Annotated in this window: 25 protein-coding genes; 3 read left to right on the top strand and 22 right to left on the bottom strand. The window is 32.5% G+C overall.

The features are described 5' to 3' along the window. Positions 1-318 precede the first annotated feature (318 nt). Both ACVEGE_RS12285 and ACVEGE_RS12280 read left to right on the top strand, forming a co-directional pair. Positions 319-813, top strand: a complete 495-nt coding sequence (locus ACVEGE_RS12285; RefSeq protein WP_173853264.1) for an RNA polymerase sigma factor — start codon at positions 319-321, stop codon at positions 811-813. Between the two features lie 6 nt (positions 814-819). After that, entirely contained in the window at positions 820-1,452 is a 633-nt protein-coding gene (locus ACVEGE_RS12280; RefSeq protein ID WP_173853265.1) for a hypothetical protein, read from the top strand. A gap of 79 nt (positions 1,453-1,531) precedes the next feature. On the opposite strand, the gene ACVEGE_RS12275 is transcribed toward ACVEGE_RS12280, so the two are convergent. Continuing rightward, positions 1,532-2,356, bottom strand: a complete 825-nt coding sequence (locus ACVEGE_RS12275; protein WP_173853266.1) for a lysophospholipid acyltransferase family protein — start codon at positions 2,354-2,356, stop codon at positions 1,532-1,534. A 129-nt stretch (positions 2,357-2,485) separates the two neighbouring features. Then, entirely contained in the window at positions 2,486-3,124 is a 639-nt protein-coding gene (locus ACVEGE_RS12270) for an NUDIX hydrolase (RefSeq protein ID WP_173853267.1), read from the bottom strand. A 94-nt stretch (positions 3,125-3,218) separates the two neighbouring features. Here ACVEGE_RS12270 and ACVEGE_RS12265 point away from each other — a divergent pair, with 94 nt between their 5' ends. Then, the gene (locus ACVEGE_RS12265) at positions 3,219-3,653 is read left to right on the top strand and encodes a DUF4268 domain-containing protein (RefSeq protein ID WP_173853268.1); all 435 of its coding nucleotides are present in this window, start codon (positions 3,219-3,221) and stop codon (positions 3,651-3,653) included. Positions 3,654-3,747: 94 nt separating this feature from the next. Here ACVEGE_RS12265 and ACVEGE_RS12260 read toward each other — a convergent pair whose 3' ends face one another. The 20 genes from ACVEGE_RS12260 to ACVEGE_RS12165 all read right to left on the bottom strand — a co-directional run bounded on the left by ACVEGE_RS12260 (position 3,748) and on the right by ACVEGE_RS12165 (position 19,532). Beyond that, positions 3,748-4,044, bottom strand: coding sequence for a DUF721 domain-containing protein (locus ACVEGE_RS12260; RefSeq protein ID WP_173853269.1), 297 nt, complete (start codon positions 4,042-4,044; stop codon positions 3,748-3,750). After that, entirely contained in the window at positions 4,025-4,465 is a 441-nt protein-coding gene (locus tag ACVEGE_RS12255; RefSeq protein ID WP_192500351.1) for a lipocalin family protein, read from the bottom strand. The genes ACVEGE_RS12260 and ACVEGE_RS12255 overlap by 20 nt, the downstream gene beginning before the upstream one ends. A gap of 572 nt (positions 4,466-5,037) precedes the next feature. Then, positions 5,038-5,457 carry a hypothetical protein gene (locus ACVEGE_RS12250; protein WP_173853271.1) on the bottom strand — a complete coding sequence of 140 codons (420 nt, stop codon included), beginning with the start codon at positions 5,455-5,457 and terminating at the stop codon, positions 5,038-5,040. Next, positions 5,454-5,870: a GreA/GreB family elongation factor gene (locus ACVEGE_RS12245; RefSeq protein ID WP_225738082.1), complete on the bottom strand. Its 417-nt coding sequence runs from the start codon at positions 5,868-5,870 to the stop codon at positions 5,454-5,456. The genes ACVEGE_RS12250 and ACVEGE_RS12245 overlap by 4 nt, the downstream gene beginning before the upstream one ends. Positions 5,871-5,955: 85 nt before the next feature. Then, positions 5,956-7,236, bottom strand: a complete 1,281-nt coding sequence (locus tag ACVEGE_RS12240; protein ID WP_173853272.1) for a Glu/Leu/Phe/Val family dehydrogenase — start codon at positions 7,234-7,236, stop codon at positions 5,956-5,958. A gap of 6 nt (positions 7,237-7,242) precedes the next feature. Next, a complete protein-coding gene (locus tag ACVEGE_RS12235) occupies positions 7,243-7,464 on the bottom strand; it encodes a hypothetical protein (RefSeq protein WP_192500350.1) in 222 nt (73 codons plus the stop codon). A gap of 202 nt (positions 7,465-7,666) precedes the next feature. Next, positions 7,667-9,004 (bottom strand): sigma-54-dependent transcriptional regulator, encoded by a 1,338-nt coding sequence (locus ACVEGE_RS12230; protein WP_192500349.1) that lies wholly within the window; start codon positions 9,002-9,004, stop codon positions 7,667-7,669. After that, positions 9,004-10,104 carry a sensor histidine kinase gene (locus tag ACVEGE_RS12225; protein WP_192500348.1) on the bottom strand — a complete coding sequence of 367 codons (1,101 nt, stop codon included), beginning with the start codon at positions 10,102-10,104 and terminating at the stop codon, positions 9,004-9,006. The genes ACVEGE_RS12230 and ACVEGE_RS12225 overlap by 1 nt, the downstream gene beginning before the upstream one ends. A gap of 234 nt (positions 10,105-10,338) precedes the next feature. Then, complete coding sequence (gene ftsY / locus ACVEGE_RS12220; protein WP_173853277.1) at positions 10,339-11,292, bottom strand: signal recognition particle-docking protein FtsY; 954 nt, start codon at positions 11,290-11,292, stop codon at positions 10,339-10,341. Between the two features lie 125 nt (positions 11,293-11,417). Then, positions 11,418-11,570 (bottom strand): DUF4295 domain-containing protein, encoded by a 153-nt coding sequence (locus ACVEGE_RS12215; protein ID WP_173853278.1) that lies wholly within the window; start codon positions 11,568-11,570, stop codon positions 11,418-11,420. Between the two features lie 74 nt (positions 11,571-11,644). Continuing rightward, positions 11,645-11,827: a 50S ribosomal protein L33 gene (rpmG, locus tag ACVEGE_RS12210; protein WP_026708184.1), complete on the bottom strand. Its 183-nt coding sequence runs from the start codon at positions 11,825-11,827 to the stop codon at positions 11,645-11,647. 28 nt (positions 11,828-11,855) lie between these two features. Continuing rightward, positions 11,856-12,092 carry a 50S ribosomal protein L28 gene (gene rpmB / locus ACVEGE_RS12205; protein WP_026708183.1) on the bottom strand — a complete coding sequence of 79 codons (237 nt, stop codon included), beginning with the start codon at positions 12,090-12,092 and terminating at the stop codon, positions 11,856-11,858. Positions 12,093-12,163: 71 nt separating this feature from the next. Continuing rightward, entirely contained in the window at positions 12,164-13,417 is a 1,254-nt protein-coding gene (locus tag ACVEGE_RS12200) for a CinA family nicotinamide mononucleotide deamidase-related protein (RefSeq protein ID WP_192500347.1), read from the bottom strand. Positions 13,418-13,528: 111 nt separating this feature from the next. Further along, positions 13,529-13,873, bottom strand: coding sequence for an Hpt domain-containing protein (locus ACVEGE_RS12195; RefSeq protein ID WP_173853280.1), 345 nt, complete (start codon positions 13,871-13,873; stop codon positions 13,529-13,531). Further along, positions 13,873-14,484: a fumarylacetoacetate hydrolase family protein gene (locus tag ACVEGE_RS12190; protein WP_192500346.1), complete on the bottom strand. Its 612-nt coding sequence runs from the start codon at positions 14,482-14,484 to the stop codon at positions 13,873-13,875. Before ACVEGE_RS12190 ends, ACVEGE_RS12195 begins: the two co-directional genes overlap by 1 nt. A gap of 70 nt (positions 14,485-14,554) precedes the next feature. Next, positions 14,555-15,328 carry a 3'-5' exonuclease gene (locus ACVEGE_RS12185; RefSeq protein ID WP_173853282.1) on the bottom strand — a complete coding sequence of 258 codons (774 nt, stop codon included), beginning with the start codon at positions 15,326-15,328 and terminating at the stop codon, positions 14,555-14,557. Further along, positions 15,312-15,932, bottom strand: a complete 621-nt coding sequence (locus tag ACVEGE_RS12180; RefSeq protein WP_225738081.1) for a DUF2306 domain-containing protein — start codon at positions 15,930-15,932, stop codon at positions 15,312-15,314. The genes ACVEGE_RS12185 and ACVEGE_RS12180 overlap by 17 nt, the downstream gene beginning before the upstream one ends. Before the next feature lie 23 nt (positions 15,933-15,955). After that, the gene (locus tag ACVEGE_RS12175) at positions 15,956-16,906 is read right to left on the bottom strand and encodes a YARHG domain-containing protein (RefSeq protein WP_192500344.1); all 951 of its coding nucleotides are present in this window, start codon (positions 16,904-16,906) and stop codon (positions 15,956-15,958) included. A 55-nt stretch (positions 16,907-16,961) separates the two neighbouring features. After that, positions 16,962-18,281: a dihydrolipoamide acetyltransferase family protein gene (locus ACVEGE_RS12170; protein ID WP_192500343.1), complete on the bottom strand. Its 1,320-nt coding sequence runs from the start codon at positions 18,279-18,281 to the stop codon at positions 16,962-16,964. An 84-nt stretch (positions 18,282-18,365) separates the two neighbouring features. Beyond that, a complete protein-coding gene (locus ACVEGE_RS12165; RefSeq protein WP_192500342.1) occupies positions 18,366-19,532 on the bottom strand; it encodes a glycosyltransferase family 2 protein in 1,167 nt (388 codons plus the stop codon). Between the last annotated feature and the right edge of the window lie 210 nt (positions 19,533-19,742).

Genomic DNA, 19,742 nt, shown 5'->3' with positions numbered 1-19,742 from the left:
CTTCAATATTGCTGCGTTTCAAATATACAATCTTCTTGTTTTATTTGCGCACTCTCTTACATATTAAATATAATTTTTCGTTTTTAAAACTACTCATTGAACCTTTATTTTATAGGAAGTTATAGGAAATATACCTCGTTAAATAGCCCCGATGGCAATGAAAATCCTCCCGCTTTTTTCGGGAGATTGTAATGTACAGCGGGACAACTATTCTTATAAATTTTAAATGTGCTGCTCCAAAAAAAGTAAAAGTGGTTTTTTACTCAAAAAAGTAGTTTACCTTGTAACAAAATCAAGCTTTGGGTAACTAACGTATATATGACTGAAAATCTAGAACATTCTTTTGTACAGCAGCTGCAGGAAAATCAGAATATAATCCACAAGATATGTAGGTTATATACTGATTGTGAGGACTCGCACAAAGATTTGTTTCAAGAAGTTACGATTCAGTTATGGAAAGCTTTTCCGAAGTTTAGAGGGGACAGCAAATTTTCTACGTGGGCATATCGTGTTGCGCTAAACACTGCAATTACTTTATACCGAAAAAACAAGCGCTCGATTGCGACAGTGGAATATGAAAGCAGGCAACATTTTACTAAGGAAATTGAATATAATTATGAAGAAGAGGAGCAAATAAAGCTCATGTACAAGGCAGTTTACCAATTAAATGACATTGAAAAAGCGTTGATCTTTATGTATTTAGAAGATAAAGATTATCGTGAAATTGCAGAAACGCTAGGTATTAGCGAGGTTAATGCAAGGGTAAAAATGAATAGAATAAAAGGAAAACTAAAGAAAATATTAAATCCTTAAAGAATTATGAAAGAGCTGGATTTACTAAAAAAAGACTGGAAAAAGAATGAGAATTCTTTTGAGCAGGTATCAGAGATTGACATTTATAAAATGATTCATAAAAAGTCATCTTCTATCGTGAAGTGGATTTTAATAATAAGCATATTAGAGATTTTGTTGTGGACGGCGGTAAACATTTGTTTTGACACAGATCATTATACAAAACCAATAAATGCTCCTGGATTAATGTTTCTATCAAAAAGTTTAAATTATTGTGGGTATGCAATAACATTAGTTTTTGTCTATTTATTTTATAGAAATTATATTAAAATTTCTGCTACAGTATCTACAAAATACTTAATGAAAGATATTTTAAGAACAAGAAAGACTGTACAATATTATGTTATCTATAATTTAGCAATGATCATTATTAACTTTATAATAGCCTTTATTATAAGCTTAAAATATGTACCCGAAATTACGTTGTTAAGTGAAAAAATAGCAAATAATAGTAAGGTTATGTTAATAACAGTAGTGGTAGCAATAATGACTATCGCAGTATTTTTTGGGTTTTTCTGGTTGTTCTATAGGTTATTGTATGGAATTTTACTTAGAAGATTGCTTACCAATTATAAAGAATTGAAGAAGATAGACTTGTAGTAGTGGTATTTATTTTTTTCAAATAAAAAACCCAGCAATTTTAATTAGTTGCTGGGTTTGTTTGTTTTTTATAAAGAATCTAGTTTTTCTTTTCTTTGTAACTATATCTTCTGCGTGAGTTTAATTTTTCTTCTTCCTCTAAAATCTCCTCAGGAATTACTTTTAAAAACGAAGGATGCTGTTCAATAGCATACTCTACTTTCTCTACAATTTCATCAATTGTATCGTTATCATAATCAATTACCAAGGGTTCTTTTATGATGAAAGACTGCAAAATTCCTTTCTTTTTCATGCGTAATCCTTTTTTATCAAATGAACGTCTAAATCCATCAATAACAATAGGTACAACAATAGGACGGTGTTCTTTTATAATATGAGCCGTTCCTTTACGAACCGGTTTGAATGCTTTTGTAGTTCCTTGCGGAAAAGTGATCACCCAGCCATCATCAAGCGCTAATTTTATACTTTCAGTATCATTAGGATTGACATCTTTTTTATCAACTACATCAACTCCTTTTTCTCTCCACGTTCGCTCTACCGAAATGGCTCCTGCATAAGCCATAATTCTAGGCAATAAACCAGCTTGCATAGTTTCCTTTGCTGCAACGTAGTAAAAATTCATTTTAGGATTCCATAAATAACCCACGTTTATTATGTTGTTTTCTCTCCCTTTTAAACTAGCATTAAAAACATGAAACATAGCCACTACATCAGCAAAATAGGTTTGATGATTGGATATAAAAAGTACATTTCTATCGGGCAAACTTCTGATTATTTCAGAACCTTCAATTTTCAATTCATTAAAACCTCTATAGCGCCTATGAGTTGCTGCACCAAAAATTCTGATCAACCACTTTTTTAAGAACAGGATATGACCAAAAGGATTTCGCTTAAATAATCCCATAAAATTGTGTATTAATTTTCTAAATTAGAGCTACAAACTTACGGAATTTATTTTTATGCTAATTTCCATTTGTGCTCTGAGACTGTTAAAATACGAGAAATAAACTAGTATTAATTACTAAATTACTACTCATTTTAAAACTATTTTTAAAACCTCTTTTAACTCACTCAACATCATTGCTGTAGCTCCCCAAACAATATTCCCGTCAATATCAAATGCGGGAACTTTTATATTATTAGCATACGATGTCGTTAAATTTGTCTCTACCACAATGTTCTCACTAAGAAAAACGGACAACGGCAGCTCTATTATCGCAGCAACTTCGCTAGGTTCTGGAATGAACAAAATTTCCTCAGTACAGATGCCTAGAAAAGGATGTACCATAAAATTACTTGGCGGAATATACATTGGGGTAAATGGTTTTATGATTTGCATTTTATCGGGATGCACTCCCACCTCTTCGTGTGTTTCCCTCAAAGCCGTATTGGTAAAAACTACGTCTTCATCTTCGTATTTTCCTCCCGGAAAAGCAACCTGCGCAGAGTGTACGCCCTTATAGGTATTCCTGACAATTAAAACTAAATGCGTTAGGTCCTCTTTTGGGTAAAACAACATCATCACAGCAGCCACTTTTGGTGCAATTTTAGGCTCTAATTGTTTCAAACTTTCTAACCGTTCAACTGGCGCCATAATAGCATGTGCAGCAGCAGCGGGTAATTGAGCTTGAACCAAATTAGGAACATATTTTAAAAAAGATTGAAAATCCATAATCAAAGTCTATTTTTGCAATTAAAACAACATATAAATATAGTTCAGAAAATAGTCGTGCGCAAATTTTCTACAATCTAAATCAAACTCACCAATGTACAGCAAAGAAGAAACTCAAAAATTAAAAAGAGAATTCTGGGTAACATTCGCAGACAAGTATCCAAGAAAATGGATGCTATACGACACTAAAATTAAAGATTTTTCTTTTAAATTTTATGTCGACAATAAAAAAGCCCAAGTTATCATTGATATAGAACCTCGTAATGACGAAACCCGAAATGCCTACTTTGATAAACTAGTCGCATTAAAAAATATCTTGAACGATGAATTTATAAAAGACCTCGTTTACGAACAAAACTACACCTTAGAAAGCGGAAAAACAATCAGCCGAATTTGGGTTGAAAAACTAGGCGTAGGTGTTAGTAATAGAAATTATTGGGATACAATATTTGAGTTTTTCAATGAAAAGATGAATGCTTTAGAACTTTTTTATCTAGAATATGATGACTTTATCAAAGACATCAATTAATTTTTAAAGAAACATTTTCATTTGTTTTATAAATCAAAAAGAAGCTGCCAGAATATTTACTGATAGCTTCTTTTTTTGGTTTAAACCAATTTTTTTACCTTAACACAACAGTCAAAACTACATCGCGCCTTAGTTCTTCATTGATCATTTTTACAATCTTTGCTTTTCCATGGCTTAACTCTTCTCTTAAAACTGATGATGTTAGCTCTACATACAATGTACTCCCTTTTAAAACTACATTTCGGGTATAACTATTTACACCGTTTCCCATCAAGTTGGTCCAAGCATCCTTAACGTCAATTTGATCCATGCCAGGCTGCAATTTATTTACTTTAATAATCTGCTGTAAAACATCTCCCACCGTACTCTGATTATTTAGTCTCTTTGCCATTTCCTGTTAAGTTTATTGGTCCTGCTTTTTTATAATGATATTCTTTTTTCTCTTCGTTTCTAAAAACTAATTCCTTGTCTGAAACTGCTATTAATTCCTCTGTCCATTTTGCATAATCAGTAACATAATCTAAATATACTTTTTCTTTATCAAAACGAACAACAAATTTCTCGTAGGTATCATTCACTAAAAAAGTTCCATCTAATTGTGGCATTACCTTTTTTCTAATTCCTTTGTTATCCGTGATTTTAAAATAATCATAGGATTCGTTCATCTTGTAATCCTTATCTTCTCCTTTATCAAAAACGACCTTCTCAATCTCCCAATATCCATTCATTTTACTGATATCAGTAGGTTCGATTTTTTGGTTACAACCTACAAAAAATAGGAAGATTATCAGAATTCTAAACGCGTTTTTCATGGCTATAATTATTTATTCATTAAAATTTAAAAGATAAAGTAAAAAGTAAATTTTCAACAGCAGAATCCTATTTTTTATTCGATTATTCTCTAGATAACTACCGAAGTTTTGAGAGAATTAGAATTAGGAGACTTCGTATTTTATCACTTTCTTTAAGCGCTACAAAGTTAGTTTATAAAAACACAAACCAAACAAAAAAAGCAAATCTCTTAAAGTATTTTCACCTCCTTTAAGCATTAACTTCAACCTGCATAAAAAGATCAAAAAAACCTTATGGTTTATTACTGATTGATAATGCGTTAAACGTAGTAAAAGTAAATCAAAGATGACCTCAACAATTACTTACTTCTTTAAAACTTTGGAAAACTAATGGACAACCAAACTAAATAGAAATAAAACAACCAGTAAACAATTATTAGTAAAAGAGTAGATACCACTGCATAGAGTAGTTTAATACTAGCTACATTTGATTATATATTATGGTAAAAAAGTAGTGTTTTGCACCAATAAAAAAACACATTTAAAGTGGATTAAATGTGTTCAAAATCTAAATATATTAAAGAAAACAAACGTTACATCTTTTCTTCTAAGCAACTGTCAAAAAACAGAATAACATTAATTTTATAATACCTATAGGCTGAGAAATGACTTTCAATATCAGCTCTAAACTTGGTATGATTGTTTAAATAAAAAGTCTCGCATTGCACGTCTTCACATTCTTTAATCATCTCTAACTTATTGATAAACGAAGTTAAATTAGCGTAGTAGGTTTCATTAATATCATTTACATTATTTAAATCCTTAAGCAAATCAACTTTCTTTTGTCGATCACAATTAAAAATTTTAAAAACTGAGGACGTTAGTATTCGTTTAAAAAAAAGAATTTCAATTCGGATAATCGATACTTCTTCTTTCCAAAATTCAATATCTCTATCCATAAATTTCATCTGGATGTCATCAATCGTTTCATGTTCGTAAATTAGCTCTTTCATACACTTTCTTTTTTAAGTAAACTTTTTTGCTGCTTAACTGCAATTATTTCTATTGTATTCATCCCAGATGGAAATTCCCAAATAATTTTATCTCCTTTGGCATAGCCAAAAAGTGCTAAAGCCATTGGTGATAAAATAGAAATCTTGTTTTGTAGAATATCACTCTTTTCAGGAGCAACAATTTGATAACTTCGTTCTACATTGTAGGGTGTGCTGATGCTTACTATTGAATTAAATCGTATTACATCATCAGGCATGATTTCATCCTCGATCACTTTTGCGGTAAGCAGTTCTAATTTTAACTTTTTTAGTGATTCTCGATAGATTTTATCTTCCTGACTTCTAGAATCGGCTATACTTCGCATTAGTAAGCTGTATTCCTTTTTATCTACTATTAGTTGGCCGTATTTCATAATTTAGATATAAAATATTAATTATAAACCTTTATAGTAATGGGTATTAACTATAAAGGTTTTTTAAATTAAAAAAAAAAATGGATCATGGAAAAATACCACGTTGGATATAAGCAGTTTCAATTCTAGTTATGGCTAAAATATAAGCCGCTGTTCTCCAATCAAGCTTACCTTCTATTACAACTCCTTCTACTTTACGAAAAACCTCTGTAATTTTTTTATCAATTTTGATCATGACCTCATCCAATTGCCAAAGTTCTCCGTTTCTGTTTTGTAACCATTCAAAATAGCTTCCAATCACACCTCCTGAATTACATAAGATATCAGGTATGATGGTAATTCCGTTTTGCAATAAAATTTCTTCTCCCTCAGTATCTATAGGACCATTTGCACCTTCAGCAATTACATTTGCTTTTACTAAATATGCATTTTCAGCTGTTATTTGGTTACCCAAAGCGGCAGGAATAAGAATATCGCAAGCCAAGCCAAAAAAGGCATTAGGATCCATCTCACTAGCTCCTTCAAATCCTTGAATAGAACCTTTTCTTGGTTTAGAATGTTCAAATAGCTCCTCTACTGCTATTCCATTTTCGTTAATGATGGTAGCGTGAGCATCTTGAACAGCAAGAAGAATTGCACCATCATTTGTTAAAAAATGTGAAGTCCAATACCCTACATTTCCAAAACCTTGTACTATAAATCGTTTACCCGCTAAGCTCTCGCCTTTACTTTTATACAACAATTTAATCGTTAAATACACTCCATAACCTGTAGAACGATTTCTACCTTCTAAACCACCAGAACCGACTGGCTTTCCTGTTACTACATGCTGATTACGAGAGCGCTCTGATGATGATTTTGTAGACATAAAGGTATCAGCCATCCATGCCATTGTTTGTTCATTTGTATTAACATCTGGCGCTGGAATGTCATGCTCAGGTCCTATATTTTCGCCTAAAGCATAAGTAAAACGTCTTGTAATACGCTCCAACTCACCTATTGAATATTCTCTAGGATCGATTTGTATCCCTCCCTTAGCACCTCCATAAGGCAAACCCGCTAAAGAAGTTTTCCAAGTCATCCACATTGCTAATGCCTTAGCATCTTCGACATCTACGGTAGGATGGTAACGCAACCCCCCTTTATAAGGTCCTAATGCATTATTGTGTTGCACTCTATAACCCGTAAAAATCTTAACTTCTCCCGTGTCCATTTTTACTGGAAAATGAAGAATAATTTCATTATTAGTTATTGATAAAATATTTCTAATATTTGGATTCAAGTTAATTGCATCTGCCGTTTTATTAAACTGCTGCATTACATTATCCAACATACTTTTTTTAGTCTCTTCTTTTATAGCTATCATTTTCTTTTATTGATACAGTTCACAAAACATTTTATTACTACGTTGCAACACACAGTGCGTATTGTTATCACAATTAACACACAAACTACCATTAGATTCATTAACGGAAATCACCTCTCTATTAGTAATCGTCGAGGAGTCGTAGTTGACTATCCTTGTTTGCTCCATCACTTTAGTGTTAATTACTATAGGTACATACCCTGGTCCTTGTTTATTTAATACATTCATCTCATATATAATTTATCACTGTTTAAAAAAAACAGCTATTTCCTCTCTAATAGACAAATGGTATGCCATTAGCACATTTGACCATACAGCAAAACACAAACCCTTATAAATAAGGGGTTTTAAATAAAATAGTAGTTATTGTATAAAAAAAACACTGGGGAGATATTCCCCGCAAAGGGCATTATTCCCCAGTTTAAAAAATTTAATTATCAATTTTTAAACGAAGCGTTTTTCGATCAATTTGAAGAATTTCGGCAGCACGAGTTTTATTATTATCTACAGCTGCTAGCACTTTAAGGATGTGTGCTTTTTCAATATCTTTTAAAGATTTAAGTTCCTCTTTTTCAAATGGCATGGGATATTTTAAATATTCGGGCACATCGTTAACCTCAATTTGTTCCCCACTCATGATAATCATTCGCTGGATCACATTTTCAAGTTCTCTAACATTACCTGGCCATGAATGACGCATCAAAACAGCAATTACCTTATCGGAGATAGTTATGTTTGGTTTGTTATATTCCACTCCATATTTAGCTAAAAAAGTAGTTATAAGTAGTTTTATATCGCTTTTTCTTTGTCGTAAAGGGGGCGTTTCTATATTAACAACATTTAGTCTATAATAAAGATCTTCTCTAAAAGTACCTTTATTAGCCATCTCATAGAGATCATTGTTTGTAGCAGCAATAATTCTCAATTCTATTTTTTGAGTCTTTTGAGAACCCACCATACTCACTTCTTTTTCTTGCAATACACGCAGTAATCGCGTTTGCACAGTAAGTGGCGCTGTGCCTATTTCATCTAAAAAAATAGTACCTCCTTCGGCTGCTTGAAAAAAGCCACCTCTAGTTTCATTAGCACCAGTAAAAGCACCTTTCATATATCCAAAAAGTTCTGATTCCATTAAGTTTTCAGGAATCGCACCACAGTTTACCGCAATAAAAGGTTTTGATGCAAATGCACCTTTATAATGAATGGCTCTAGCAACTAATTCTTTTCCGGTACCACTTTCTCCTTGAATCAATATTGTAGCTCGATTATCTTTTACACGTTCAATTAAATCAATCAATTGAACCATTTGCTCCGACTGCCCTACAATACCAGCGTATTGAGATATTGCTTCGCTAGTTTTAGTTATAACCTCAGTACTTGTAGAGGCTAACTTTTCTTTACTTTCAATTAAATTATGTACCGCTTTTTTAAGTTCTTCATTTGTAAAAGGTTTCGCTAAATAATCTAACGCACCTGATTTTACAGCTTCTATTGCACTGTCTACAGAAGGAAATCCTGTAATAACCAATTTAGGTATGGCAGGAAAGTGCTCCTGAACATATTTTATCAATTCGATTCCGTTGATACCCGGCATCTGCAAGTCGGTTATTAATAAATCAATCTTGCTTAATTTTAAAATTTCAATAGCCTCCACTACTGAAGACGCTTTATAGGTATGAAAATTTTGAGCTTTTAAATTGCGATGTAGCAACTCTAGCATGTCATAATTATCATCTACAATTAAAATATTTTCTTTCTTTAATTTCATCAGGAAGTACTTAGAGGTAATCGAACTTGAAAAACAGTTCCTTTGGGATTATTATCAAAGGTAGTGATATCTCCTTTATGACTTTTTACAATACCGTGTACCACACTTAAGCCTAATCCAGAACCTTCGCCTATTGCTTTTGTAGTGAAAAATGGTTCGAAAATTCTTGATTTAATAGCAGCGTCAATACCGGTACCTTGATCGCTAATTTCGATAAAAAAACTATTCTCAATACAGTATATTTTTACTTTAATAACGCTGTTTTGAGGAGATGCATAAATAGAATTTATCAAAATATTGAATAAAACTTGTGTCAATTGTATGGTATCAAGTTGCGCTTCTAACGCTACATCCTCAAAGTCTAATTCATAACTGAGGCTTGCTTTTTTAAAATTAGAACCTAATAAACTCAAAGCTTCAGATACTATTGGTATGATTTTCACAAACCTCATGTGCTGGGGCATTTCACAGGAAAAGAACATTAATTTTTTAACTACCTCTCTAGAATAAATAGCTGCTTTGATAATCTTAGCACTGTCCATTTGAGATTGTTTTTCCTCAGAACGTTCATTGATAAATTCAGCAAAACCTAAAATATTTCCTAAAGGAGTGTTTAATTCATGCGCAATTCCAGCGGTTATTTCGCCAAGAATCGAAAGTCTATCAACACGCTCAGCACTTCTTTTTAAAAGCTCTTGTTTTCCTTTATTCAAATGTCTTTCATAAAAAACACTTATATCCGAAGAAACTTTGTTTAGTAATTTCTCTTCATCCTCTAAAAAGTGTTTTTCCGTAAATTGGACCGATGGGTAGTGCACTTTGACATATCCAAATTCTTCATTAAAAACAGTAATAATTGATTTTTGAAAAACAGTATGCTCGGGAAGTTCAGCTGTACAATGGTAATAAGAATCTAATTTCAACTCTATAATTGAATCATCAGAAAATCGCCAGGCATTTTTTAGAATCGAACAAATTTTATTTAATGTGTCTAAAACAGCACCTTCATGCTGAACGATTACCGTAGAAACATCATATAGACATGATAATTCTTTAATTCGTTCTTGAAGTATTTCTTCTGTAGATATGATTAAACTCATCAATAGTAACTATTAAAAAACTATTTCTCTAGTAAAATAAGCCGCTTTTTTATGTCAATAAATTACTTAGCGCTAATTTTCTTATAGACTCCTAGTAAAAAAATCACTATACCAGCACCTAAAAAAAAACCATAAGCAAAATCAACTTTATCTCTAAGTACATTTGCTAAAACAAAACAAACTAGACTTATAAAATACAAGTATAAAGGGCTAATCTTTTTCATTATTTTTATTCTATTTAAAAAAGCTGTCTACAAATTCGTGTTTATTGAATACTTGTAAGTCTTCAATCCCTTCTCCTACTCCAATATACTTTACTGGAATTTTAAATTGATCTGAAATACCAATTACAACACCACCTTTAGCAGTACCGTCAAGTTTTGTTACTGCAAGTGAAGTAACCTCTGTAGCTGCTGTAAATTGTTTTGCTTGTTCAAAAGCATTTTGACCTGTTGAACCATCAAGAACTAACAGTACATCATGTGGCGCATCAATAATTACTTTTTGCATTACACGCTTTACTTTAGTCAATTCATTCATCAAGTTAATCTTGTTGTGCAAACGTCCCGCTGTATCTATAATTACAATATCAGCATCTTGAGCAACTGCTGACTGTAAAGTATCAAAAGCAACCGATGCAGGATCACTCCCCATATTTTGCCTTACAATAGGAACACCTACTCTATCTGCCCAAATTTGTAATTGGTCAATTGCAGCAGCACGAAAAGTATCTGCAGCACCTAGAACAACACTGTATCCTTGTTTTTTAAATTGGTACGCAAGCTTTCCTATAGTCGTAGTTTTCCCAACTCCGTTGACACCCACAACCATTAAAACATAAGGTTTGGTATTAATTGGAATTACAAATTCAGTAGCTTCACCAGTATTCGTTTCTGATAATAAACTCGCTATTTCTTCTTGTAGAATAGTATTAAGTTCGTCTGTACCTAAGTATTTATCTTCAGCAACACGAGCCTCAATTCTTTTAATAACTTTTAGAGTAGTATTCACTCCTACATCAGAAGAAATAAGTATTTCTTCTAAATTATCCAGAACGTCATCATCAACTTTTGACTTTCCGGCAACAGCTTTACTTAATTTAGTAAAGAAAGTTGTTTTTGATTTTTCAAGACCTTTATCTAGGGATTCTTTTTTTTCTGATGAAAATATTCTTTTGAAAAAACTCATAGTGTAAACAGTGTTAATTGGAGTATTAGACACAATGAACTAATACCATCTCTAATCGGTAAAGATAGAAAATAAAAAAGCTACTTCCGAATGAAAGTAGCTTTTCTATATAATGCTTATGTTAATTATTTCTTTTTCAAGAATTCATCAACAGCTTCAGGAGCCATAATAGATTCTACGAATGTATATGCACCAGTTTTTGGAGATTTCACCATTTTGATGGCTTTTGATAATCTCTTAGAAGAAGTCTGTAACGTTGCTACTGTTTTCTTTGCCATGATTTAAATGTTATATGTATTTTAATAAAATCTCTAAATATTGCTATTTGAGAATGTATTTAAATCTCTAATTATTATTTAATTTCTTTGTGAAGAGTCACACGTTTCAAAACTGGATTAAATTTCTTAATCTCTAATCTATCAGGAGTGTTTTTCTTGTTCTTTGTTGTAATGTATCTTGAAGTTCCAGCAACACCAGTTGTTTTGTGTTCTGTACATTCTAAAATTACTTGGATTCTATTACCTTTCTTTGCCATCTTGCTATTTTTTTATATTGGAAAAAGCTTATTTAATAAACCCTTGCGTTTGCGCTTTTTTCAAAACAGCTGCAATTCCATTTTTGTTAATTGTTTTTATCGTAGATGCTGCTACTCTAAGAGTAATCCATCTATCTTCTTCTGGAAGATAAAAACGCTTTTTCACTAAGTTAACAGAAAATTTTCTCTTAGTTTTATTCATAGCGTGAGAAACGTTATTTCCTACCATCGCTCTTTTACCTGTAAGGTCACAAACTCTAGACATTATACTTATTTTTATCGTTATTCAAAATCAGGGTGCAAAGAAAAGAAAAATAAACCTATTACGCAAAATATTTATAGGACATTTTTAAAAATTTCTTTCTGAAGCATTTCTAAACTCTTATACACGGCTCTATCTATCACTTTTTCACGTGGTTGGCCAAAATTAAATTCTTCAACAATTACTTCGCTCGGTGTAGCCAATGCGATAAAAACTGTACCAATTTCAGCATTTGAAGCTCCTTTTTGCGGTCCAGCGTTTCCAGTAGTCGCAATTGCATAGTCGGTTTTCATCAATCGTTTTACACTCAAAGCCATAGCAGAAGCTACCTCAGCACTAACTACCGTAAATTCGTTGATTAACTCCTCAGAAATCCCCAAAACATCCGTTTTTACTGCCGTCGCGTAGGAAACTATACTTCCTTTGAAATAATTTGATGCTCCAGGAACTGATGCTAACAAGGAAGCAATTGTTCCTCCAGTACAACTTTCGGCAGTTGAGATTGTTTTTTGTTGCTTTTTAAGCATCTCACCTAGCACTACTTCAATCGTTTCGTCTTCTTCAAAGCCCACGATAATATCGTGAATTATAGCATCTAACAAAACTACCTGCTCTTCAATTGCCTTTTCTAGAATTTCCTTATCTGTCCCTCGTGCTGAAATTCGCAAACGCACTCTTCCGGGACTGGGCAAATAAGCTAATTTTAAAAACTCTGGCAAATTGTCTTCCCAAGATTCTATTCGCTCCGCGACCATACTCTCTCCTTGACCGTAAGTCAAAATCGTTTTGTGAATAATATACGGCCTGCTATATTCTCGAACAACCTTTGGAATAATCTCTTTTTCAACTAAATATTTCATTTCGTAAGGCACTCCTGGCAAAGAAATAAAAACGGTACCTTCCTTTTTCACCCACATTCCTGGAGCCGTCCCTACGGCGTTATGAAGTACCGTACATTTTGAAGGAACTAGCGCTTGGTCAATATTCATTTGCGTGATAGGTCTTTTATAAAACCCTTCAATTAACTCGGTAACATGCGCCAATACTTTTTGATCAACAACCAGCTCATCTTCAAAGTAATCACAAAAAGTTTTCTTTGTAACATCATCTTTTGTAGGCCCAAGTCCTCCTGTAACTATTACTAAATCGACCTTGTTCTGAAGCTTTTTAAACGTATCTAAAATATGGTTTTTATCATCGCTTATCGAAATCATTTCACTAATTTCAACACCAATTTTATCTAATGATTTTGCTATAAAACCCGAATTTGTATCAACAATCTGTCCTATTAAAATCTCATCTCCTATGGTAATTATCGTTGCTTTCATTGTGCAATTTTAAATTTAGATTTTGCTATATAAATAAAATTCAACCCTCAAAATAATTATGAGCGCTGAATTTTAGCATTTTTTACAACAGTTTTTTTCTTTATCAATTAACTACAAATCGAAGTCTTTTTTAATTTCTTTAATCGCTTCTTTCACTTGTAGTTTTATACTTTTAAAAGTCTCTTCTATGTCTTTCTTTTTTCCCTCTACTTTTGTCCATGCTTCTACCTGAAGAATCTCTTCAAAAGCAACATTAAGACCTAATAAATCAAGCGTTGGTTTTATTTTATGCGCGTAAGCATAAGCGTGTTTGTGATCCCTTTTTTTTATCCCTTCTTTGATTTGAGTCAAATCATCCGGTACTTCGGTTACAAATAATGTTAGAATTTCATTTACAAATTCTGGATCGTTGTCTGAAAGTGCGTACACTTTTGAAAGGTTGTAGTTTAAAGCCATTATTTCACTTGTATTCTAAATAGTTTATGTTCTTCTAAAAACCCCTCTAATACATCATCTGGCTTCACAGCAGCTACTCCCGCAGGAGTTCCTGTAAAAATAAGGTCACCAATCTTTAAAGTAAAATATTGAGAAACGTAAGCAATTAGCTCATCTATTTTCCAAAGCATTAAGCTAGAATTCCCTTTTTGAACTGATTTATTATTATTGGTTAATTCAAAAGTAAGATTTTCTAGGGAACTAAATTGCTCTTTTGATAAAAAATCTCCAATTACTGCAGATCCATCAAATGCTTTTGCTTTTTCCCAAGGCAATCCTTTTTCTTTTAATTTTGCTTGTAAATCACGAGCGGTAAAGTCAATCCCTACACTAATTTCCTCATAATATTTATGCGCAAATTTAGATTCGATGTACTTCCCTACTTTGTTTATTTTTACAACAATTTCAATTTCGTGATGAATATCATTCGAAAACTCTGGAATCACAAAAGGGTGTTGTTTCAATAAAATTGCCGAATCTGGCTTCATAAAAACAACAGGCTCTGTTGGCCTTTCGTTTTGCAACTCAGCTATATGCTCGACATAATTCCTACCAATGCAAATTATTTTCATTTTCTTTATAGTGAATAGTAAAAAGTAATTAGTAAGTAGTCTTTTTCACTATTCACCAATCGCTAATTACTTAGTTTTTAGTATTCATTTTTCTCAGCTTAATCGCTGTTAAAACCTTCTTGGTATATAAAGGGAAATCAGCATTTTGAATCCAACTAAAATATCCCGGCTCAGCATCTAAAACCGTTTCAACTTTTGTTCCTTTATGTTTACCAAAAGAAAAAACTTCATTTCCATCTTTATCAAAAGAGATCATTCCTGCAAAATCAGCATTTTTCTTTCTCGTTGAAAATTCAGACAACAACTTCATGTCATTTTCTAAATCAGGGTAACGCTCTAACTGCGCCTTTAAAATCTCATAAGTAGCCATCGTATCTGCTTCTGCAGAATGAGCGTTTTCTAAACTCTTGCCACAGTAAAACTTTAAAGCAGCACTCAAAGTACGTTCTTCTTTTTTATGAAAAATTGTCTGTACATCTACCGAAACTTTGTTTTTCATGTCAAAATCTACTCCCGCACGAAGCAGCTCCTCTGCAAGTAAAGGGATATCAAAACGATCAGAGTTGAATCCAGCCAAATCACTGTCTTTAATCATGTTATACACTTGCGAAGCCAACTCATTAAAAGTAGGTTCGTTTGCCACTTTCTCATCAGTAATTCCATGTACAGCAGTTGTTTCAGCTGGAATAGGAATAGTAGGATTTACAAGCCAAGTCTTACTTTCTTTATTTCCGTTAGGAAAAACTTTAAATATTGATATTTCAACAATTCTATCTTTTCCAATATCGATTCCAGTAGTTTCAAGGTCGAAAAAGCAAATTGGTTTACTAAGTTTTAATTCCATTAATTTTATTTTTAAACCAGTAGAAGAGTATTATTTCTGCCAGTATCAAGTTAAAAGCCCACCCCAACCACGATACTATTCTATAAGTATCCATTGGCAAGGGATGAAACAAAAATACAATAATGTATTTAAAAAGGCGTAAAGAAATTGCAGATAATGTAAGCGCAAAACTTCTAACCGCATATTTTTTATGTTTAACAAAATCTCCTTTTCTAGCATAATAATAAGCCACATAAGTCATTACAATCCATAAAACCGATAGTGTGATAAAGGATATTTTAGCCACAAGGCCCCCATTTGCATAATAACTCATTATTAAACCCGAAGGACCTGATAAAAAAAGTAACGTTAAAACATAAAACTTACCTATAATTCTATGCAACTGTTTATAATGAGTCCTTAAATAAGTCGAAAACTGCATCCAACCCACAGCAATTAAAAAAATACTAGTATAAACATGGATGAAGAAAGCCCACCTATAATGCAACAAACCTATTTCATCTTGTTTAATCCTTAAGAAAGCAACATCAAAATTTAAAGGGACATATTGAATTGTAATCAAGAATAGCAAATAAGCAAAATAGCCGTAAATCAGTAAGAGCAAAATTTTTAAACATTTTACAATCATTATCTTCCAAATGTATCATAATACTCTTCAGCATTTTTTTCATAACGCAGTAATAGCGCAACATTACTTTTTTCGAGCTTGGACAAATCCTCTTTTACATCTCCAAAAACAGGCATATACCAATCAAAATATTCAAAATAAATACGCAATTGCCTATCTCTAAAAGCATAACCGTGTCTTGCGAAAATAGAATTTCGTAAAATATAAATATCTGCTTTAGTCAAATTAGAAACAAACGCTTTAGTAAGCAATGTTGTTGAGGCATTTTTATCAAATACTTTTTCAGTAGTAGAGTAAAAAGTAGTATCATCATATTCTTCTGGCTCTCCATCAATAGTATCCCTAAAAACTACTAATTTTGATTTATCCTTATCTCTAAAAGTATATTCTATTTTATTATCTGGATTGTACTCAAATTTCACTTTGTGCAATTCATACTTTCTATGAGGAATCTTAAGTTCTCTAGGAGAGTATCCGCTCCATGTTCCTTTTACAAGTGTATCATTTTTAACAACATTCATCATAAAAAAACCATCATTTTTAGACTTGTTCGGTTCTTTTACTTTTATTTCAAAAGCGTTTTCTTCAAAAATGATAGTTCCTTTAAAAGCGGTAATATTTCCAGAAACTATTGTGTGTCCAAAAATAGAATCTGCTTTGATTTTATCAAATGAAAAAGTTACTTTTTTACTTATATCATTATAAAATCTATCCCCAAATTTCTTATATAGTGAGTCGCGTTGCTCATCATTCATATCTGCTTCAAAAACACCCACCCAATACCCCAATAAATCGTTCTCAGAGTTTACTTCTTTTGAGTCGGTAATCTGCGGTTCAGCAAATTGAATTGAATCTAGTTCGTTATTATCCAAATTGCTTGCTTCATTTTTAATTGCCTTTTTACAACTAAAAAGAGAGATCAAAACACCGAGTAGTATAATTTTTTTCATAAAAAAAGTCCAATAGAATTATTGGACTAATTTAACATATTATTTAATATAATTCTTATAAATCTCTATTTACATCAAATGCTTCAAGATATTCTGCTACTCTTTTCACAAAACTTCCTCCTAATGCACCATCAACAACACGGTGGTCGTAACTGTGTGATAAGAACATTTTTTGACGAATTCCAATAAAATCTCCATCTGGGGTTTCTATAACTGCAGGCACTTTACGGATGGCTCCAAGAGCTAAAATACCTACTTGCGGCTGATTGATAATTGGCGTTCCAAAAACACTTCCAAAAGTACCCACGTTTGTTACCGTATAGGTTCCGCCTTGAGTATCGTCTGGTTTTAATTTACCCATTTTAGCGCGATTTCCTAAATCGTTAACCGCTTTTGCCATTCCTACAAGGTTTAACTGATCTGCGTTTTTAATAACAGGAACAATTAAGTTTCCGTTAGGTAAAGCAGCGGCCATTCCTAGGTTAATATTTTTCTTTTTGATGATATAATCCCCATCCACAGCAATATTAATTCCAGGAAAATCTTTTATTGCTTTTGCAACAGCTTCCATAAAGATTGGTGTGTAAGTCAACTTCTCCCCTTCTCTTTTTTCGAAAATAGTTTTATTTTTCTCTCTCCATTTTACAATATTGGTCACATCAACCTCTATAAAAGATTGTACGTGTGCCGATGTTTGAATAGAAGCAGTCATGTATCCAGAAATAAGCTTGCGCATTCTGTCCATTTCTATAACCTCATCACCACCATTTACAGATATCGGAGCTGCTTTTTGCGCCACTGCTGGTGCTGGAGCCGCTCTTGGAGTTTCAACAGCTTTCACCGTAGTAGCCACTGTTTTAGTATCTTTATTTTTTACGTATTCTAAAATATCATTCTTCGTAACGCGTCCTTCTTTCCCTGTACCCTCAATTTGTTCTAATTCATTTACAGATACACCTTCTTCCTTAGCAATATTTTTTACTAATGGAGAGAAAAATTTATCGGAATTAGAAAAGTCAGCAGGTCCTGAAGATACTGCAGCGACACTTTCTTTAGCAGTTGCTACTGTTTTTGAAACCTCAGCAATAGCCTCAGCTGTTGCAGTTTCTTGCGTTGATGTTGTTGCACCATCACCTTCTGTTTCAATAATTGCAATGGTTTGCCCTACCTGAACTAGGTCGTCTTTACCAAAAAATTGCTCTACTAATATACCCGAAACTTCACTAGGCACTTCGCTATCCACTTTATCAGTAGCGATTTCAAGTACTGCCTCATCAGCTTCAATCTTGTCACCTACTTCTTTCAACCAGTTTGTAATGGTTGCTTCTGCGACGCTTTCTCCCATTTTTGGAAGTTTTAATTCAAATCTTGCCATATTGTTAACCTAAAAGGTGGTTTTAGTTTTCAGTTTGCGAAATTACTAAATATTTTGAACATAAATTACGTTTACCATAATTTTTCATTCAATTTCCAAAACCTCGCCTCTATCTTTAGAATCATTACTTCCTATGAGAAAGGGACTGTTTTTTGGAATAATTTTAAAACTTAACCCCTTGTTTTTCAAAGCGGCTATGCTAAAAATAATTTCTTTAAAAGTAATAGAATGATTATCAAACACTATTTCTGTTTGTATTTCATACTTATTTGTTGACGAAATTACCATTTTTTCTGTCTCAAAATCACGAAATAAAACTTTTTTTTGCAGTTTTAACGCTAATTTATGCCTAAAATCAGCACTTGTAGCGTACACTACATATTGTTTTGGTGTTTTTGGGAATTTATTTACACGACCTTGGAATATTTTTGCAAAAGAAAATAAGAATGATCCTATTTTCATAAATATTAAAAACAACAAGGGAGTTTTAAAATGTTTTTTGTAAAAATAAAGCATTGCTTCTTCAAAACGTTTTCTATATACCGTGTCCTTAATTGTACTTTCTCCTTTATAATGTATCACGGTAGTACCTGCAAAATAAAAATTTTCTTTATCTAGTTGCAACGCTCGATATGACAAATCAATATCATCAGCATACATAAAACAATCCTCGTCAAAACCACCTAGCTCTTGATATAAATCTCTTTTAAGCACCATAAAAGCACCTACTAAAATAGCTACTTTAGCTGTTTTATCTTCGGAAACATCTTGTGCGTAATAGCGATTAAACCATTTTGACTTTGGAAAAATTTTATACAGACCTACAATTTTAGTAAAAGCAACCCAAGGAGTTGGAACACCACGCTTACTTTCGGGCAGGAAATTACCCGAACCATCGATTAATTTCACACCTACTATTCCTAGATTTATTTGCCTTTCGGCGAAAGCCAAAACTGTCTCAAAAGTATCCTCAGCGACAACGGTGTCAGGGTTCAAAATACAAATGTATTTTCCTTTGGCTTGGTCTACACCAATATTATTCCCTTTGGGAAAACCTACATTTTCATTATTTTGAATGAATTTAACGGTTGGGAAACGCATTTTCATCATCGCAGCACTGTCATCTTCAGAATTATTATCGACAACTATAATTTCGCTTTCGATATTTATAAGCGCATTTTGCACACTTAAAACACAGAGTTCTAAAAAATAGCGAACATTATAATTGAGAATAATAACAGAGAGTTGCATTGAGCAAACTTAATTAGAAAATTTTAATTTATAGCTAATAGATTAGCTACTTAATATTTAATCCTACTGATTTGGATTTTGTTTGTTATTCGAAAAAACAGCAGATCAAACTGAAGCTCTTTTAAAATTGGAAATATAAAAGCAAACCCATTATTGAAGTGATTATATACAAATAGGATACTTAATCATTATTCTCAAATCTTTAAAATA

Source organism: Flavobacterium sp. PL002 (assembly GCF_054165825.1).
This window is presented reverse-complemented; position numbering and strand designations above follow the sequence as displayed.

Bases quoted from the DNA above. Each gene is read 5' to 3' on its own strand.
- ACVEGE_RS12285 (WP_173853264.1), top strand. From the start codon at position 319: ATGACTGAAAATCTAGAACATTCTTTTGTACAGCAGCTGCAGGAAAAT.
- ACVEGE_RS12280 (WP_173853265.1), top strand. From the start codon at position 820: ATGAAAGAGCTGGATTTACTAAAAAAAGACTGGAAAAAGAATGAGAAT.
- ACVEGE_RS12275 (WP_173853266.1), bottom strand. From the start codon at position 2,356: ATGGGATTATTTAAGCGAAATCCTTTTGGTCATATCCTGTTCTTAAAA.
- ACVEGE_RS12270 (WP_173853267.1), bottom strand. From the start codon at position 3,124: ATGGATTTTCAATCTTTTTTAAAATATGTTCCTAATTTGGTTCAAGCT.
- ACVEGE_RS12265 (WP_173853268.1), top strand. From the start codon at position 3,219: ATGTACAGCAAAGAAGAAACTCAAAAATTAAAAAGAGAATTCTGGGTA.
- ACVEGE_RS12260 (WP_173853269.1), bottom strand. From the start codon at position 4,044: ATGGCAAAGAGACTAAATAATCAGAGTACGGTGGGAGATGTTTTACAG.
- ACVEGE_RS12255 (WP_192500351.1), bottom strand. From the start codon at position 4,465: ATGAAAAACGCGTTTAGAATTCTGATAATCTTCCTATTTTTTGTAGGT.
- ACVEGE_RS12250 (WP_173853271.1), bottom strand. From the start codon at position 5,457: ATGAAAGAGCTAATTTACGAACATGAAACGATTGATGACATCCAGATG.
- ACVEGE_RS12245 (WP_225738082.1), bottom strand. From the start codon at position 5,870: ATGAAATACGGCCAACTAATAGTAGATAAAAAGGAATACAGCTTACTA.
- ACVEGE_RS12240 (WP_173853272.1), bottom strand. From the start codon at position 7,236: ATGATAGCTATAAAAGAAGAGACTAAAAAAAGTATGTTGGATAATGTA.
- ACVEGE_RS12235 (WP_192500350.1), bottom strand. From the start codon at position 7,464: ATGAATGTATTAAATAAACAAGGACCAGGGTATGTACCTATAGTAATT.
- ACVEGE_RS12230 (WP_192500349.1), bottom strand. From the start codon at position 9,004: ATGAAATTAAAGAAAGAAAATATTTTAATTGTAGATGATAATTATGAC.
- ACVEGE_RS12225 (WP_192500348.1), bottom strand. From the start codon at position 10,104: ATGAGTTTAATCATATCTACAGAAGAAATACTTCAAGAACGAATTAAA.
- ftsY (WP_173853277.1), bottom strand. From the start codon at position 11,292: ATGAGTTTTTTCAAAAGAATATTTTCATCAGAAAAAAAAGAATCCCTA.
- ACVEGE_RS12215 (WP_173853278.1), bottom strand. From the start codon at position 11,570: ATGGCAAAGAAAACAGTAGCAACGTTACAGACTTCTTCTAAGAGATTA.
- rpmG (WP_026708184.1), bottom strand. From the start codon at position 11,827: ATGGCAAAGAAAGGTAATAGAATCCAAGTAATTTTAGAATGTACAGAA.
- rpmB (WP_026708183.1), bottom strand. From the start codon at position 12,092: ATGTCTAGAGTTTGTGACCTTACAGGTAAAAGAGCGATGGTAGGAAAT.
- ACVEGE_RS12200 (WP_192500347.1), bottom strand. From the start codon at position 13,417: ATGAAAGCAACGATAATTACCATAGGAGATGAGATTTTAATAGGACAG.
- ACVEGE_RS12195 (WP_173853280.1), bottom strand. From the start codon at position 13,873: ATGGCTTTAAACTACAACCTTTCAAAAGTGTACGCACTTTCAGACAAC.
- ACVEGE_RS12190 (WP_192500346.1), bottom strand. From the start codon at position 14,484: ATGAAAATAATTTGCATTGGTAGGAATTATGTCGAGCATATAGCTGAG.
- ACVEGE_RS12185 (WP_173853282.1), bottom strand. From the start codon at position 15,328: ATGGAATTAAAACTTAGTAAACCAATTTGCTTTTTCGACCTTGAAACT.
- ACVEGE_RS12175 (WP_192500344.1), bottom strand. From the start codon at position 16,906: ATGAAAAAAATTATACTACTCGGTGTTTTGATCTCTCTTTTTAGTTGT.
- ACVEGE_RS12170 (WP_192500343.1), bottom strand. From the start codon at position 18,281: ATGGCAAGATTTGAATTAAAACTTCCAAAAATGGGAGAAAGCGTCGCA.
- ACVEGE_RS12165 (WP_192500342.1), bottom strand. From the start codon at position 19,532: ATGCAACTCTCTGTTATTATTCTCAATTATAATGTTCGCTATTTTTTA.